The organism is Acutalibacter intestini (assembly GCF_034334985.1).
Classification (GTDB): Bacteria; Bacillota; Clostridia; order Oscillospirales; family Acutalibacteraceae; genus Acutalibacter; species Acutalibacter intestini.
Genome location: NZ_JAWXXL010000011.1, coordinates 25,857 through 40,665, shown reverse-complemented (window position 1 = coordinate 40,665; position 14,809 = coordinate 25,857). Strand labels below are relative to the sequence as shown.

Annotated in this window: 12 protein-coding genes; 8 read left to right on the top strand and 4 right to left on the bottom strand. The window is 54.6% G+C overall.

Annotation, left to right across the window (positions count from 1 at the left end; all coding sequences use genetic code 11):
- Positions 1-307: 307 nt before the first annotated feature.
- The 3 genes from U8U68_RS10115 (at position 308) to era (ending at position 4,384) form a co-directional block, all read left to right on the top strand.
- On the top strand, positions 308-1,213 hold the full coding sequence (locus U8U68_RS10115; protein WP_322200693.1) for a glycoside hydrolase family 25 protein: 906 nt from the start codon (positions 308-310) through the stop codon (positions 1,211-1,213).
- 307 nt (positions 1,214-1,520) lie between these two features.
- On the top strand, positions 1,521-3,344 hold the full coding sequence (gene asnB / locus U8U68_RS10110; protein WP_322200692.1) for an asparagine synthase (glutamine-hydrolyzing): 1,824 nt from the start codon (positions 1,521-1,523) through the stop codon (positions 3,342-3,344).
- A 134-nt stretch (positions 3,345-3,478) separates the two neighbouring features.
- Positions 3,479-4,384: a GTPase Era gene (gene era / locus U8U68_RS10105; RefSeq protein WP_322200691.1), complete on the top strand. Its 906-nt coding sequence runs from the start codon at positions 3,479-3,481 to the stop codon at positions 4,382-4,384.
- A gap of 550 nt (positions 4,385-4,934) precedes the next feature.
- On the opposite strand, the gene U8U68_RS10100 is transcribed toward era, so the two are convergent.
- The 4 genes from U8U68_RS10100 to rpsB form a co-directional block, all read right to left on the bottom strand.
- The gene (locus U8U68_RS10100; RefSeq protein WP_322200690.1) at positions 4,935-5,408 is read right to left on the bottom strand and encodes a hypothetical protein; all 474 of its coding nucleotides are present in this window, start codon (positions 5,406-5,408) and stop codon (positions 4,935-4,937) included.
- Positions 5,409-5,621: 213 nt separating this feature from the next.
- Positions 5,622-6,464, bottom strand: a complete 843-nt coding sequence (locus tag U8U68_RS10095) for a GNAT family N-acetyltransferase (protein ID WP_322200689.1) — start codon at positions 6,462-6,464, stop codon at positions 5,622-5,624.
- A 69-nt stretch (positions 6,465-6,533) separates the two neighbouring features.
- Complete coding sequence (gene tsf, locus U8U68_RS10090; RefSeq protein WP_322200688.1) at positions 6,534-7,442, bottom strand: translation elongation factor Ts; 909 nt, start codon at positions 7,440-7,442, stop codon at positions 6,534-6,536.
- A gap of 230 nt (positions 7,443-7,672) precedes the next feature.
- On the bottom strand, positions 7,673-8,422 hold the full coding sequence (gene rpsB, locus U8U68_RS10085; RefSeq protein WP_322200687.1) for a 30S ribosomal protein S2: 750 nt from the start codon (positions 8,420-8,422) through the stop codon (positions 7,673-7,675).
- A 393-nt stretch (positions 8,423-8,815) separates the two neighbouring features.
- Between rpsB and U8U68_RS10080 the strand changes: the two genes are divergently transcribed.
- From U8U68_RS10080 to U8U68_RS10060, 5 genes are all read left to right on the top strand, one after another.
- Complete coding sequence (locus U8U68_RS10080) at positions 8,816-9,385, top strand: SH3 domain-containing protein (RefSeq protein ID WP_322200686.1); 570 nt, start codon at positions 8,816-8,818, stop codon at positions 9,383-9,385.
- Between the two features lie 17 nt (positions 9,386-9,402).
- The gene (locus tag U8U68_RS10075; protein ID WP_322200685.1) at positions 9,403-10,023 is read left to right on the top strand and encodes a potassium channel family protein; all 621 of its coding nucleotides are present in this window, start codon (positions 9,403-9,405) and stop codon (positions 10,021-10,023) included.
- A 200-nt stretch (positions 10,024-10,223) separates the two neighbouring features.
- On the top strand, positions 10,224-10,889 hold the full coding sequence (locus U8U68_RS10070) for a potassium channel family protein (protein WP_322200684.1): 666 nt from the start codon (positions 10,224-10,226) through the stop codon (positions 10,887-10,889).
- Between the two features lie 439 nt (positions 10,890-11,328).
- Positions 11,329-13,527: a helix-turn-helix domain-containing protein gene (locus U8U68_RS10065; protein WP_322200683.1), complete on the top strand. Its 2,199-nt coding sequence runs from the start codon at positions 11,329-11,331 to the stop codon at positions 13,525-13,527.
- Positions 13,528-13,730: 203 nt separating this feature from the next.
- Complete coding sequence (locus tag U8U68_RS10060; protein WP_322200682.1) at positions 13,731-14,789, top strand: M24 family metallopeptidase; 1,059 nt, start codon at positions 13,731-13,733, stop codon at positions 14,787-14,789.
- Positions 14,790-14,809: the final 20 nt, after the last annotated feature.

The window sequence follows — 14,809 nt, the reverse complement described above, 5'->3', positions numbered from 1 at the left end:
ATGCTCACGCTCCCCATGGGAAAAAAACTAGGGCAACACACCGCAACAAAGATTGCGCGCAATAGCTGCAACCAGCTATGAGGGGAAAAGTGCAAGCAAATCGTGTGCAAAGGGGGAGGGCCCCCACTGGGGACCCTCCCGAACCGGCCGGTGAGACACACGCAGGCCGGTCTTTGTGGGGGGGTGTCCTAGAGCTGGACGCGGACCGGCAGACGGTGACGCTGCTGGAATAAAAGCTGTTTCCCTGCCGGCTGTATGAGCACCCTTCCAGGCCCTCCCGCATAGGATGGCCTGGGAGGATTTTTTTATGGAGGTGGGCGCTTTGCCGGACTATCTTGCCACCGGAATCGATATATCAGAGTTTAACGGGGACGTGAACATTGCCGCCCTGCGGGGAAAGGTGGATTTTATCATCATCCGCTGCGGCTTTGGCGGGGACTATAGCAGCCAGGACGACAGCCAGTACCGGCTGAACGTGCAAAAGTGCCGGGCGGCGGGCATCCCTTTTGGGGTGTACCTGTACTCCTACGCCCGGAATACGGACATGGCCCGCAGCGAGGCCAGGCACACCCTGCGGCTGCTGCGGGAAATGCGGGTGGAGCGGGCCCTGTATGGCGTGTGGTACGACGTGGAGGACAAAACCCTGCCCACCGGGGAGCAGCTGGTGGACAACTGCCTGACCTATTGCGAGGAAATGCGCAGGGCCGGGTACTACTGCGGCATTTACGCCAGTTTAAGCTGGATGCTGAACCGGCTGAACAGTCCGCGCCTTAGTCATATCGACCGCTGGGTGGCCCAGTGGAACAGTACGCTGGACTACCCCGGGGCGGGCATGTGGCAGTATACGGACCGGGGGATTATTAACGGAAAAATATTTGACATGAATCGGGCTTTTCGGGATTATCCGGCCATTATAGAAGGGGAGGACTGGACGGACATGACAAGAGAAGAAGTGGCGAAGCTGGCGCGCCAAGAGGCACAGACCGTGTACAATGAAAACGAGCGCCGGTATAAGACCTTTGAGGACTTGCCCCGCTGGGCACGCAGCGCGGTGGAGGATGTGTATCAGCGGCTGAACCTGCTGGGAACCCAGGGGGAAGAGGGCAAGGGCCGCATTGACGCCAGCCACACCTATGTGCGGGCCCTGGCAGTCATTGATAAGGTGCTGGAGCGAATGGAGAAAGAGGCGGCCCAGGAGGAGCGGCCGGAATAGAAAAATCAGGGCGCGGGATGCACCAAGGGCGGCTGTGGAGGGCATAATAGAACCCGTTTTTTTGCCCAGAAGCGGCCCCTTCCCTGCCCCTGGACCGCACAATCTGTTTTTGCCCGCGGTCTTCTGGCAAATGCCCCTACCATTTTCCGGAAAAATGTGGTATACTATGTTTTAAGAAACACAAGGAGAGGCCTTTAAGCACCGGCTTTCTCCCAGCGGAATTATGGTATAGTAAAGCGACTGGCTTTCTCTTTTTGTCAGGAAGGAGCGAGAGCCGAGCTTTTTCCAAAAGAAAGGAATTAAAAATATGTGTGGATTTGTTGGTTTTACAGGGGACCCCAACCAGGGCGTTCTGCACTCTATGGCGGACGCCATTGCCCACAGGGGGCCGGACGACGCGGATTATTATGAAGACGGAGACGTTTCTTTGGGCTTTCGGCGGCTGTCCATTATAGACCTCTCCGGGGGCCGCCAGCCCATGCAAAACGAGGACGGCTCCATGGTGCTGGTGTTCAACGGCGAGATTTACAACTACCAGGATCTAAAGCGGGATCTGCTGGCCGCCGGGCATTCGTTTAAGACCGCCGCCGATTCCGAGGTGCTGCTTCACGGCTACGAGGAGTACGGCCCCGACCTGCTGGGCAAGCTGCGGGGCATGTTTGCCTTTGTGATCTGGGACAAAAAGAAGCGGGAGCTTTTTGGGGCCCGGGATTTTTTTGGCATTAAGCCCCTGTACTATGCCCAAATGGGCGGCGCTTTCCTGTTCGGCTCGGAGATTAAAAGCTTTCTGCCCCACCCGGCTTTTCACAAGGAGCTGAACCCCCGGGCCCTGGAAAGCTACCTGAGCTTTCAGTACTCGCCGGGACCCGAGACCTTTTTTAAGGAGGTGTACAAGCTGCCCCCGGCCCACTTCTTTACCTGGAAAGCCGGGAAAATGGAGACAAAGCGCTATTGGTTGCCCACTTTTAACGCCCAGGAGGACAAGAGCCTGGACCAGTGGGTGGACGAGATAGAAAAGACCTTTGACAACAGCGTGGCGGCCCACAAAATCAGCGACGTAGAGGTGGGGTGTTTTCTCAGCTCCGGGGTGGATTCCAGCTATGTGGCCTGCTCGGCCCACGTGGACAAGACCTTTACCGTGGGCTTTGACAATGGAGAGAAGTATAACGAGATCAGCTATGCCAAAGGGCTCTCTGAGCTGATTCCCGTGAAGAATATCAGCAAGGTCATTACCCCAGAGGAGTTCTGGGGGAACTTTGGCAAGATCCAGTATCACATGGACGAGCCCCTGGCGGACCCTTCGGCAGTGGCCCTGTACTTTGTGTGCAACACCGCCAGCCAGCACCTGAAGGTGGTGCTCTCTGGCGAGGGGGCGGACGAGATTTTTGGGGGATACAACATCTATAAAGAGCCCTTAGAGATGGCCTGGTATGATAAGATCCCCTTTCCCATCCGGCGGTTCATCGGCCGGGTGGCGGGGCTGCTGCCCGCCCACCGGGGGCTGAATTTCTTAGTGCGCAGGGGCAAGCGGCTGGAAGAGCGCTTTATTGGCAACGCGTACATGTTCACCCAGAAAGAGCGCCGGGCGCTGCTAAAGGAGCCGGCGGGAGCCCCCGCCCCGGAACAGCTGGTAAAACCCTATTATGGTATGGTGGGGGACAAGGACGCGGTGACCCGGATGCAGTTTGTGGACCTGAACATGTGGATGGTAGGGGACATTTTGCTAAAGGCGGACAAGATGAGCATGGCCAATTCTCTGGAGCTGCGGGTGCCCTTTTTGGACAAGGAGGTTATGGCCCTGGCCGGGAAGATTCCCACCCGGTACCGGGTGAACAGCGAGAATACCAAGTTTGCCATGCGCAAAGCGGCCCTGCGGCGGATGCCGGAAAAGTGGGCGGACAAGAAGAAGCTGGGCTTCCCGGTGCCCACCCGGGTATGGCTGAAGCAGGAGGAATATTATCAGCGGGTAAAAGCGGCCTTTACCGGGGCCGAGGCGGAACAGTTCTTCCATACGGAAAAGCTGGTGAAGCTTTTGGACGACCATAAAGCGGGAAAGGCGGACAACAGCCGCCGGGTGTGGACCGTGTACACCTTCCTGGTGTGGTATAAAGAATTTTTTGTGGAGCGCTAGAGTCTGTTTGAAAACAGGTTTTAATAAAACGCGGCGCCCAAAAAGAAAGAACGCGAAGGGAGTTCAGAGGATCGTTCCTCCAGCCCCCCTGCCACATTCCGCGGCGTGTTTACCTTTTGAAAGTGGAGGGAGTTATGGACAACCAAAAATCAGCGTATATCGCGATTGTGGGCAGGCCCAATGTGGGGAAGTCCACCATTCTCAATCGTCTTGTGGGCGAGAAAATCGCCATTGTTTCTAAAAAGCCCCAGACCACCCGCACCCGCATCATGGGGGTGCTTACCGCTGGCACGGACCAGCTGGTGTTTTTGGACACCCCCGGGCTGCTAAAGCCGAAAAACTCCCTGGGCGATTATATGGTTCGCTCTGTCACCTCTACGGTGGAAGGGGTGGACGCCTGCCTGCTGGTGACCCAGGCGGGCGCGCCGGTATCCCCGGCGGACCAGGAGCTTATTGCCCGCTTTAAAAAAATCCAGATCCCGGCGGTACTGGCTGTTAACAAAGTGGACCTACTGCCAGACAAGGCCCCAATTATGGAGCAGATCAGCCAGTACGCGGGCCTGTACCATTTCCAGGCGGTAGTGCCGGTCTCGGCCCGGGATGGAGACGGCATGGAGGCTCTTTTGGCAGAGCTGAAGGCCCTGGCCATGCCTGGGGGCTGGCTTTTTGACGCGGACGTGCTTACAGACCAGCCAGAGCGGGTGCTGGCCGCGGAGCTGGTGCGGGAAAAAGTGCTGCGCCGCCTGGACCAGGAGGTGCCCCATGGGGTGGCGGCGGTGACGGAGCTGATGCGGGAGGAAAACAGCCTGCTGGAGCTGCACGTGACCCTTTACTGCGAAAAACCCAACCATAAAGCCATCCTCATTGGCAAAGGCGGGGCTATGCTGAAAGAGATCGGCACAGCGGCCCGGCGGGACCTGGAGCGCTTTTTTGGCTGCAAGGTAAACTTGCAGCTGTGGGTAAAGGTGAAAGAGGACTGGCGGCAGCGGCCGGAGACCCTGCAAAGCCTGGGGTTTTCGCCAAAAGATTTGAAACTGTAAATCACAAACACAGCATAAAATAAAAAGGAAGAGGGCGATTGAAAGAAAATCGCCCTCTTTTTTGCGGTTTGCTAATTTACACCAATGACGCGGTATATGGAGAATAATAAGTATTATAAATTAATCATAACACATATTACGCACTTAAAAGCAAGGATCGCACAACACTTACCCTTGCGCTTCCTGAGGTGGAGTTTGTGCTGGTGCGAAAGCCAATTCGGCTTACGTCATTTGGATTAATAAATGCTGCAAGATTAGCGGTAGCGAGAGTCAGATTGCGCTTGCTGTGCAGGGAGGCTCCCGTGCCCGCGTTTGTAAATCTCAGGTTGATGGTGGCCATGCTGGCTGGCATACTTAGAACGTCCATTTCGTAGTAATTTACGTTTGAACGGACAGTGTTTATGGAATAAAAATCTTTTGCGTTGGTTGTACCACTATTCGATTCAACCCGAGTGGTATGATTTCATAAAGTTACCGGACTGGATAGAACAATTTCTCTGGCGGAAACGGCGGACGCCGCTTCCACATCGCGGGCAGAAGCGGCGGGGTTCTATTCCGCTGTTTCTGTTGAGGGTGCGTCCACCAGGTCGCTGTCGCTGGGCACATCCCAGCCGGGGAATAGGTCCTCAAAGCTGGGCAGAAGGCTGAAGGTTTTTGCTTCGTCGTCCCATTCAACGCCCACGCAGGCCTCTGTGCCCCAGTCATAGCTAAAAGCAATCTTCCGGCGGGCCATCAAGATTTCTCTTTTCAGTTGGCCCTCCGCCTTGTCCAGGTCCATGTACGCCAGCTCATAGACTTCTTGGGGAAACTCTTCCTGAACAGCGAAGGTCTGCTGGGCGGGAACTTCGGTATAGCCCTTTTGCGTGTATACCTGCCGGGCTATTTCTCGCAAGCTCTCATTGGTAATTTCCTGGGTGGCCTGGGCAGAATCAGCAGATGGCTGCTCCATGTCCGCAGCTCCAGCGGGTACCGCAAGAGCTATCGCAAAAACTACTACACAGAATAAGGATAGAATTCTCTTCATTTGAAACCCTCCTAGTTCAAAATTTGCCATTAGCAAACCACTGTTGGCATTATAACATATAAAAAATTCTATATTATTCCAAAAAGGAAAGATGACAAATATTTTTAGTAAAGAAATCTAAACCATTAGGAGGGAGTTTTAAAATGGCAATAGGTGAAATTTTATCAAAATAAAAGACTGGCGAAGCGCCGGGCTTCGCCAGTTTTTTCGGATTTATCGAGATTTTTCCCCCATCCACTGGCGGGAAACGGTACGAAACCCCAGCCTGCCGTACCAGCTTTCTAACCAGGTATACCGCAGCTCGACCAGCGTACAGCCCTGGTCCTTCAGCCACTGGGCCCCCTGGGCTACCATGCGCAGGCCAATGCCCTGGTTTCTCGCCCCGGGAACGACCCCCACACAGCCGATGGACCCCACAATATGCCCGCTACGGAGAAAATGCCCGCCACTGGGGGAGAGGATTTGAAAGCCCATAATTTGTTCCCTTGCAACAGCTAACAGGACGGGGTCCTGGCAGCTGGCAAAAATGGGGACCCAGCTGGCTTGGGCGTCCTCCACCGCAGCCAATAGAGCATCCGCGTCCGTCACCCTGGCCATGCGGAAAGCTACGTTTTCCGGCGCGGGGGGAATGGCTGCTGTCTTTAGGGAAAAGCTCTTCAGGTCCAGCTCCATGTTAACGCTGGTCCATGGGGCGGTATACCCGTGGCGCTGGAAGAAGCGGACCGGGGCGGGGGGGTCTTCCGGCACGCCTTGCAGCAGGTAGTGTTCCCCACAGCCCAAGGTGATTTGCCGGGCTCCTGTACCTAAAATATACCCCTGGGCAGAAGCCAAGAGCCGGGCGCCCACGCCCTGTTGCCGGTATTCTCTGTCCACGCATAGCAGGGGGATGGAGGCTTTGTGGACCAGAGCGCAGCCGATCAGTAGTCCCTGGCCATACTCGGCGAACACCCGTGCTTTTTCTGGGCAAAGCCGCTGCCAAAAGGTCTCTTGGGACACAGGATACTGGGGAAAGCACCGGCTGTATAGCTTATATAAATCAGAATACAGAGGTTCCATTGGTTTATCCCTATTACAAAAGGGAATTCCCCGCAGGGCATTCCCTAAAGTTACGTGTATTCTTGCGGATTACTTTACCATGCTGGCTATTTCCTCGGCAAAGTTATCCTCTCTCTTTTCCAGGCCCTCGCCCTTCTCAAAACGGGTGAACGCCGCAATCTTAATGTTGCCGCCCAGCTCTTTGGCAACATGTTCCGTGTACTGCTTCACGCTCATGCTGCTGTCCTGCACATAGGCCTGATCCACCAGGCAGATTTCTTTGAAGAACTTGCCCAAGCGGCCGGTAACGATTTTCTCGGCAATATTGGCGGGCTTGCCCTCGTCCACGATCTGCTGGGTGAGAATCGCTTTCTCCTTCTCCACCCGCTCGGCGGGTACAGAAGCCTCGTCCAGGTACTCGGGATTCAGAGCGGCAATCTGCATGGCCACGTTATGGGCGTAGGTTTTAAAGCCCTCGGTGCCCGCAATGGCGGCGTCTGTGTCAAACTTTACAATTACGCCGATACGGCCCCCGGCGTGGACATAGGCGGTAACAGGACCCTCATAGCGGGCGAAGCGCCGGACCTTGATGTTCTCGCCAATGGTGAGGATCTTGTCCTTCAAGAGGGCGTCCACAGTCATGTCGCTGCCCGCGGCCTTGCAGGCCAACAGGGCCTCTACGTCGGCGGGGTTCTGCTCCACCACCGTGTCGGCGCAAGTCTTAACAAAAGCCTGGAACTCTGCGTTTTTTGCCACAAAGTCGGTTTCGGCGTTTACCTCAATGGCCACGGCAATGTCGCCAGCGGTCTGGGCAAAAGCCACGCCCTCGGCGGCGATGCGGCCGGCCTTTTTCACAGAAGCGGCCAGGCCCTTCTCCCGCAGCAGGTCTACGGCCTTTTCCATGTTGCCGTCGGCCTCGGTGAGGGCTTTTTTGCAGTCCATCATGCCGCAGCCGGTCTTTTCGCGGAGACTGGCTACGTCTTTAGCGGTAAAATTCATATGCTATACTCCCCTTTATAGTGGTTGTGGTTTTATTACGTTAAGACGCGGTTGATGGGGGTTGTTCTTTGAATAATGGAGGGCCTTCGGGCAATGCCCTGCGGCAAGACCTTGGAGCGCCGCTCCAAGCCCCGCAATCCAGCAAGCTTTTTTTCAAAAAGCTTGCCGAAAACTTTTGCTCTGGTCAGCGGCTTCGCCTCCGCCAGTCAACCGCGGGTTTTTCTTTAGTTTTACTCTTCGGCGGGGGCTTCCTCGGCCTCGGCTTCGGGCGCCTCTTCCCGGGCGGCGGCGCCCATCTGGCCTTCGCGGCCCTCAATGACGGCGTCAGCCATAGCGCTGGCAATCAGTTTCACGGCGCGGATCGCGTCGTCGTTGCCGGGGATCACATAGTCAATCTCGTCCGGGTCGCAGTTGGTGTCTACAATGGCCACAATGGGAATCCCCAGCTTACGGGCTTCGGAGACGGCAATCCGCTCCTTGCGGGGGTCCACAATGAACAGCGCGCCAGGGTAGCCTTTCATCTCTTTAATGCCGCCCAGGTATTTTTCCAGCTTCTCAATCTCCAGCTGAAGCTTGGTGACCTCTTTTTTGGGCAGCAGGTCAAAGGTGCCGTCCTCTTCCATCTTGCGCAGCTGGGCCAGGCGCTGGATGCGGGTGCGAATGGTGGAGAAGTTGGTAAGCATGCCGCCCAGCCAGCGGGCGTTTACATAGTAAGCGCCGGCCCGAACGGCCTCTTCCCGCACAGATTCCTGGGCCTGCTTCTTGGTGCCCACAAACAGGATGTTTTTCCCTTCGGCGGAAAGATCGCGGATAAAATTATAGGCCTCTTCCAGCTTGCGCACGGTTTTCTGCAAGTCGATGATATAAATTCCGTTGCGCTCGGTAAAGATGTAAGGGGCCATTTTGGGATTCCAGCGGCGGGTTTGGTGTCCAAAGTGGACGCCGGCCTCCAGCAGCTGTTTCATGGATACTACTGCCATTTGATATTACCTCCTGGTTTTTTCCTCCGCCGGAATTTTTTTCGGGTCAACCGGGTGCGACCAAAGGGCCGCTAAGGGACTTCTTTAGGAGTATAAAGAGACCATACCTAAAAAAACGGCCCGGACCAGATGCGAAAATAACCGGCGTGTGTTTTGGCTTTAGTATTATAGCACGGAAAGGCCGGAGAATCAAGGGGATTTGTCAAAAGAGGGGAATTTTTCTTTTTATAGAGAAACGTACAGAAATTGAAAAAAAGCGTTGGAATTTTCCGCAAATTATGATAGAATATTCTTACATGGCGGACCGCGGTTTTTCCGCCGGAAAATGAGAAGTTTTTACTATAGATAGAAGCAATAGTTAACAATAAAATAATGAAGAAGGGAATGTGAAAAATGAAAGACGAGAACAGCAAACTGGAGAAACGAAAAAACATTTCTAATGTTATATATATCCGCCGGGGATTTGTCACGCTGCTGGCCGGTTGTATGCTGGCCTGCTCTTTGGCCGCCTGCGGCGGAAATGAGGAAGAGAGCAGCATGAATTCCAGCGGGCTTAGCTCCTCTTCCAGCTTTGTCACCCCCAGCCCCACCCCGGTCCCTGCCGCCAAGGCCGTGAAGATTACAGGCGATGTGGTAAACGTGCGTAAAAGCGGCTCTACCGACGCGGAGATTTTGGCCGAGGTGGCAGAGGGCGACAAGCTGGCCCTGCTTATTGAAACGCCCCAGAACGGCTGGTACCAGGTCTCCTACCAGGGCTCGCCGGCCTATGTTTTCGCAGACTACGCCCAGGTGGTGGACGTGACCATGGAGCAGTATAACCAGCTGAAGGCCGGGGCAGTGGCCCAGGCCACCCCTACCCCGGACCCCGATTCCAGCGGCGAGAACGGCAGTTCGCCGGAAAGCGGCGGGTCCACCGCTTCCGCGTCCTCCGCCCAGCCGGCGGATAACCAGGACGCCGAGTAAGGGGGCGCAGGCAGGCCATGAACGTGCTAATCATTGGCGGGGGCCTTTTGGGCCGGGAGACCGCCCAGCAGCTGGACCGCCTGGGCCACGAGGTGGTGCTGGTGGATGAAAACCCCGCCAACCTGGCCCTGCTGGACCCGGACTTTACCGGGGTGACCTTTGTGGGCTTTCCCATGGATTTAAACGTGCTGCGCCGGGCGGGCATTGAGAGCTGCGACGCGGTGGCGGTGACCACGGCGGACGACAACTTGAACATTGCCGTGGGGCAGATTGCCAAAAAGGTATTTCAGGTGGAGCGGGTGGCCACGCGGATCTCTGACCCGGAGCGGGAGGACATTTTTGAGAATATCGGCCTGCGCACGGTGTGTCCCACGAATATGGCTGGGGAAAAGTTGGTTTCTTGCCTGGTAAGCCCCTGGCAGAGCCGCCAGGTGACCTTTGGGGCTGCCACGGTGGCCCTGGAGGCCCGCCCGGTGGAAAAGCGCCTGTTCGGCCGTACTACGGCGGAAATTGACCTGCCCGGCCAGGGGGTGTTCGGGGTGGTCCGGGCCGACGGCCGCTTTGTGCTGAAAGAGACGGCGGGGCATATCTTTCTGGAAGAGGGAGACCAGGTGGTGTACAGCCGGAAAATCGACTAGAGCCTGTTTTTTCGCCGGGGCGGTGCCGGGTATTTGGGCAGATAGAGTCGAGGGCGGGGAAAGACCGCAAAGCCTGCCCGGTTTTCCGGCGGTTTACGTGGAAAATGGCCTTGGCAGGGCAAACGGATGGTTTTCCCGGTTTTAAAACGAGCTTTAAACAGCTTATAAAATGAAGGAGTACAAGGAGGCGCTTGTTTGTCATGCGCATGATCATTGTGGGCGGCGGCAAGGCGGGCCGCAGCCTGGCCCGGGTACTGCTGGAGCGGCGGCATGAGGTCTGTCTGATTGAGAAAGATCCTGCCCGCTGCACGGAACTGGCCGACGACCTGGACGCCGCTATTTTTCCAGGAGATGGCACCAACGTCTCTGTTCTAGAGGCGGCGGGGGCCAAAAACGCCGGCTGCCTGATGGCCGTGACCGGCGTGGACCAAGACAACCTGGTGGCAGCCCAGCTGGCCCAGGGGCATTTTGGCACCAAGAAAGTGATCGCCCGGGTCAACGACCCCCGCAACGCCGAGATGTTTCGGGCTTTGGGAATCCCAGATGTGGTGAGCAGCACAGAGATTGTGGTGCAGCTTATTGAGCAAGAGGCGGATATTGCCCATATGCACCTCATCGCCAGCCTGGAGCAGGGTAAGGGGGAGATTGTCTCCATGACGCTGCCCCATAATACCGCCTGGGAGGGTATGGCCCTAAAGGATGTGGACATCCCCAGGGGGGCGCTGGTTATTTCTGTTATACGTGCCGGCGAGCTGACCATTCCCAATGGCTCCACGGTGCTGCATGCTGGGGACGAGCTGGTGGCTGTTAGCGAGGACCGCTGTCGAAAGGCCCTGCGCCGGGCCCTGGCGGAGACGAAAGAATGAGCGGATAGATGTAAGGCCCTGTCTATGCTTTTTTGCGGACAGGGCCTTTTTGTGTGGATTCATTCCCAAGTTTTCCAGGGCAATGGCCGTGAGAGCTTATTGATACAAGAGGAGTGCGATGATTTGTGTGAACAGGCTCCCAATATTCCGGGCAGGGTAAGTGGAGCAAGGCATACGGGCGCGTCTGGGATATTTTGCTATGGAGTAGCAAATGGCCTCCGGCGGCTTAGGGACGTTGTCCCTAAGAACCCTACCACCTTTGAAAAGGTGGACGAAACTTTCTCTGTTCCACGTTTGGACACGCCCAGGCATACGACTGTCTTGAAATTCGAAGGAACAGTGTGGTATAATTGCTAAATAGACTCCATGTGTGCGGCGCGGGGCAAAGAGGCGGCGGCCGGCTGCAAGAACAGGCAAGACACAAGCTGGAGGGTGGACTATGTTTGCCAGATGGAAGAAAAATATCTTTTTGCATTTTGCTTTGTCCTATGTGCTGATACTTTTAGTTTTGCTGCTGGCTATGCTGGGGGTTAGTATACAGAATTTAACCCAGAAACAGAAGGAGGCCTTTTCTGTTTTAGAGCTGACCATGGAGCAGAGTGTGAACAATATTGAGGACCGGTTTACAGAATTTTCCAATTTAATACAAAATATCTCTAGCGATGAAAATCTTCTGAAGATTCAGAACGACCCCGAGGCCGGCTATTACTCGTTCTATAAGCTGATGCAGAAGATTCAAAACCAAGCCTACCTAAACAGTTTTGCCGACGCAATCTATGTGGTGCTGCCAGAGCAGGAGAAGATTATTGGAAGCGATGGAATTATTTCCAGCACAGAGTTTTTTCACCGCGTTCGTTATGGAGTAGAGCAGGGGACGTACCAAAACTGGCTGGAGGGGATTTTGTCCTCCCAGGGCAATTCTGGGCGGGTCAGCCTGGAGCGGGTGCGGGTGGGGTCGGACGAACAGAGTGTGATTCTATATTCCCAGCCTTTGGCCACCACCAAGTTTAGTATGGAGGACGCTGGGCAGGTGTTTATTTATGTTTCTGAAAACCGCCTGCAAAACCTTGTGGTGAATAGCGGCGAGATTTTGGAATTCAGCATTGGGCTTCCCAGGCAGAAGGAGGGAAAAATTCCTTTGATTATGGGGGCGGCCCAGGATAAATGCTTTTCTCTTTCGAAAACCTCGGGCTCTGGAAAAACCTATGAATGCCTGGCCTCGGAAAGCGCGGTTTTAAAGGGCTGGTATGAGAACCTGCTAATGAATATTTCTCTGATTTTGCTGGCGTTTCTGATTGCCGCGGGACTTTGCGTTTGGTTTGCGCGGCGGAATAGCCGCCCGATCTCTAATATTGTTACCAGCCTTTCCGCCGCCCAGGAAGATTCCTTCACGGGAAAAGAAAACGTATATGTCTTTATTCAGAACCAGATGGCAAAGCTGCTGGAGGACAGAAACGCTTTGAACCAGGAGCTGGAGCGGAGAATCCCCCTGATGCAGGCCGGCTTTGTGGAGCGGCTGCTAAGTGGAACCATTACGGACTATACAGATTTGGAAGGGCAGCTGGCGGACCTACAGATTCATCTAAGCGGGAATTGTTACTGTGTGGCTGTGCTGCAGGTCACAAATTTTGGAACCTTGGAAGATGACAGGGAGGGGGTTTCGGCGATTCAGATGACATTGGAAAGCCTAGTCCGCCGCTATGCGGGGAAAAACTCCATTATCTACGCCAACGAGGAGCGGCGGGTTACTGTGATTCTGGGGCTGGATTCCTTTGAGCAGGAAGCCTGGATTCGAAAGATCTGTCGTTCTGTCATGGATCAGATGAAAAATTATGGGATCCGAATGCAGGCGGCCATTGGCATCCCATACGTCTTTTTGGCGGACACGTTTATCTCCTTTGCGCAGGCGAAAAGGCTGCTGGCCAGTGTGCACGTGGAGGATGACGAAGTACTATTGACCTACGACTCTTACCAGGCCCAGACCACCTTCTACTATTTTCCAACAGAGATAGAGATAAAACTCATGCGCGTTATGATGAGCGGCAACTGGAGCGCGGTAGAGAATGTGTTTGAAGAGCTGGAGCGGGAAAATGTGGAGATCCGCAAGCTGACCCCCATGATGATGCAGGGTTTGATTGAAGAACTGACCGGAACGTACGCAAAAGTCCTCTCCAGCGTCAATGAACTGGGGGTTTCTTCAGAAAAACTGCGGCCCTTTTTCTTTCAGCATGATTTAGGCTGCACAGACATGGACCTTTTAAGAGTTCGCGGCCGCTTTCATGAGCTGTGCGGGCTGATTGCCGGTTTGCGGGACCATAAAAGCAGCCGGCTGCGGGAGCGCATTTGTGAATACCTGGATCAGCGCTTTGCGGACCCCAGCATGAATTTGGCCATGCTCTCGGAAGAATTTGCGGTCAGTGAAATTTATATGTCCAGACTATTTAAAGAGCAGATGGCCACCACGTTTTCCAAGTATCTGGAAAAAATACGAATGAACTATGCTCTTTCGCTGCTAAAGGACGAAAAGAATCCCATCAATCAGGTGGCGGAAAGCTGTGGCTACAGCAGCCCCCACGCGTTTCGAAGGGCTTTTAAACGCTATTGGGGGTATTTGCCAAGCGAAAGCCGAAATAAATAGTGGAATATATGCAATGTGTTTATAGAAAGTGCCCTTTTTTAGAAAGAGTACCCTGCAAAATCATAAGCAGGGTACTCTCTTTTTGTAATTGTACCTTTTAAAACCCGGGGCGCTGTGTTATGGTTTTATTGTAAAAAGCACGAAACAAGCTGAAAGACAGCGAGAGGTTTTCGTACATATCGTAAATAAGGAGGGGGATGGGCATGGACCGGATTGCCCGTGTACAAGCGGAGATGACCTGTCAGGCCGCGGTGGTGGTTTCTGGGGTCAACCGCTTTTATTTAACCGGCTTTTCTTCTTCTGCCGGAACTATATTCATTACAAAGAGGCAGTCCTTTCTTTTGGTGGATTCCCGCTACATACAGGCAGCAAAGGAACAGGTGCAAAACTGCCAGGTCCTTTTGGAAGAAAACGGCGGCCAGCTGTTCCGGCTTTTACAGGAACTGAGAGTGAAAGAGCTTGCCTTTGAGTCAAATTATCTTAGCGTGGACGCCGCAGAGGAGCTGCAAAAGAAGATTGCCCCAGTGGTTTTGAAAAAAACCGGGGAATTTGGCAGGCTGCTTTTAAAAATGCGCAGCCAGAAGGACGAACAAGAGCTGGCATGCCTGCGGGCCGCGCAGAAGATTACGGACAAGGCCTTTCAGGCTCTGCTGGGCCGGATTCAGCCCGGAGCCTCCGAGCTGGACCTGATGATGTTTTTAGGTGAGGAAATGGCCCGGCAGGGCTGTGAAAAGAGATCCTTTAACATGATCTTCACGTCAGGGGACCGAACCGCGCTGCCCCACGGGGACCCGGAGCTTCGCCGGGTGGAGTACGGCGACTTTATCATGATGGACGTGGGCGCCATGGTGGGCGGATACGCGGCAGACATGACCCGCACCGTGGCGGTGGGCGCTGTGACGGAAGAGCAGAGAAAGGTTTATAACATTGTGTTGGAAGCCCAAAAGCGGGCCATTCATGCGGTGGCGCCGGGGAAGATATGTAAAGAAGTGGACGCAATAGCCAGAAATTATATCCGGGACCAGGGCTATGCAGACCACTTCGGCCATGGTCTTGGCCACAGCCTGGGGCTGGAAATTCATGAGGACCCCCGGTTCAATCCAGTCTGCAATACAAAGTTAGAGGCCAATATGGTGATTACAGTGGAGCCCGGCATCTATCTGCCTGGAAAATTTGGAGTTCGGATTGAGGATATGGTGGCGGTTACAGAAAGCGGCGTGGAGAATTTGACGAAAAGCCCTAAGGAACTAATCATTCTGTAAGGAACATCGTAAGGAGCATA

Coding starts and splice junctions, on each gene's coding strand:
- U8U68_RS10095 (WP_322200689.1), bottom strand. CDS start 6,464: ATGGAACCTCTGTATTCTGATTTATATAAGCTATACAGCCGGTGCTTT.
- U8U68_RS10075 (WP_322200685.1), top strand. CDS start 9,403: ATGAACGTGCTAATCATTGGCGGGGGCCTTTTGGGCCGGGAGACCGCC.
- rpsB (WP_322200687.1), bottom strand. CDS start 8,422: ATGGCAGTAGTATCCATGAAACAGCTGCTGGAGGCCGGCGTCCACTTT.
- U8U68_RS10060 (WP_322200682.1), top strand. CDS start 13,731: ATGGACCGGATTGCCCGTGTACAAGCGGAGATGACCTGTCAGGCCGCG.
- U8U68_RS10065 (WP_322200683.1), top strand. CDS start 11,329: ATGTTTGCCAGATGGAAGAAAAATATCTTTTTGCATTTTGCTTTGTCC.
- U8U68_RS10115 (WP_322200693.1), top strand. CDS start 308: ATGGAGGTGGGCGCTTTGCCGGACTATCTTGCCACCGGAATCGATATA.
- tsf (WP_322200688.1), bottom strand. CDS start 7,442: ATGAATTTTACCGCTAAAGACGTAGCCAGTCTCCGCGAAAAGACCGGC.
- U8U68_RS10100 (WP_322200690.1), bottom strand. CDS start 5,408: ATGAAGAGAATTCTATCCTTATTCTGTGTAGTAGTTTTTGCGATAGCT.
- asnB (WP_322200692.1), top strand. CDS start 1,521: ATGTGTGGATTTGTTGGTTTTACAGGGGACCCCAACCAGGGCGTTCTG.
- U8U68_RS10070 (WP_322200684.1), top strand. CDS start 10,224: ATGCGCATGATCATTGTGGGCGGCGGCAAGGCGGGCCGCAGCCTGGCC.
- era (WP_322200691.1), top strand. CDS start 3,479: ATGGACAACCAAAAATCAGCGTATATCGCGATTGTGGGCAGGCCCAAT.
- U8U68_RS10080 (WP_322200686.1), top strand. CDS start 8,816: ATGAAAGACGAGAACAGCAAACTGGAGAAACGAAAAAACATTTCTAAT.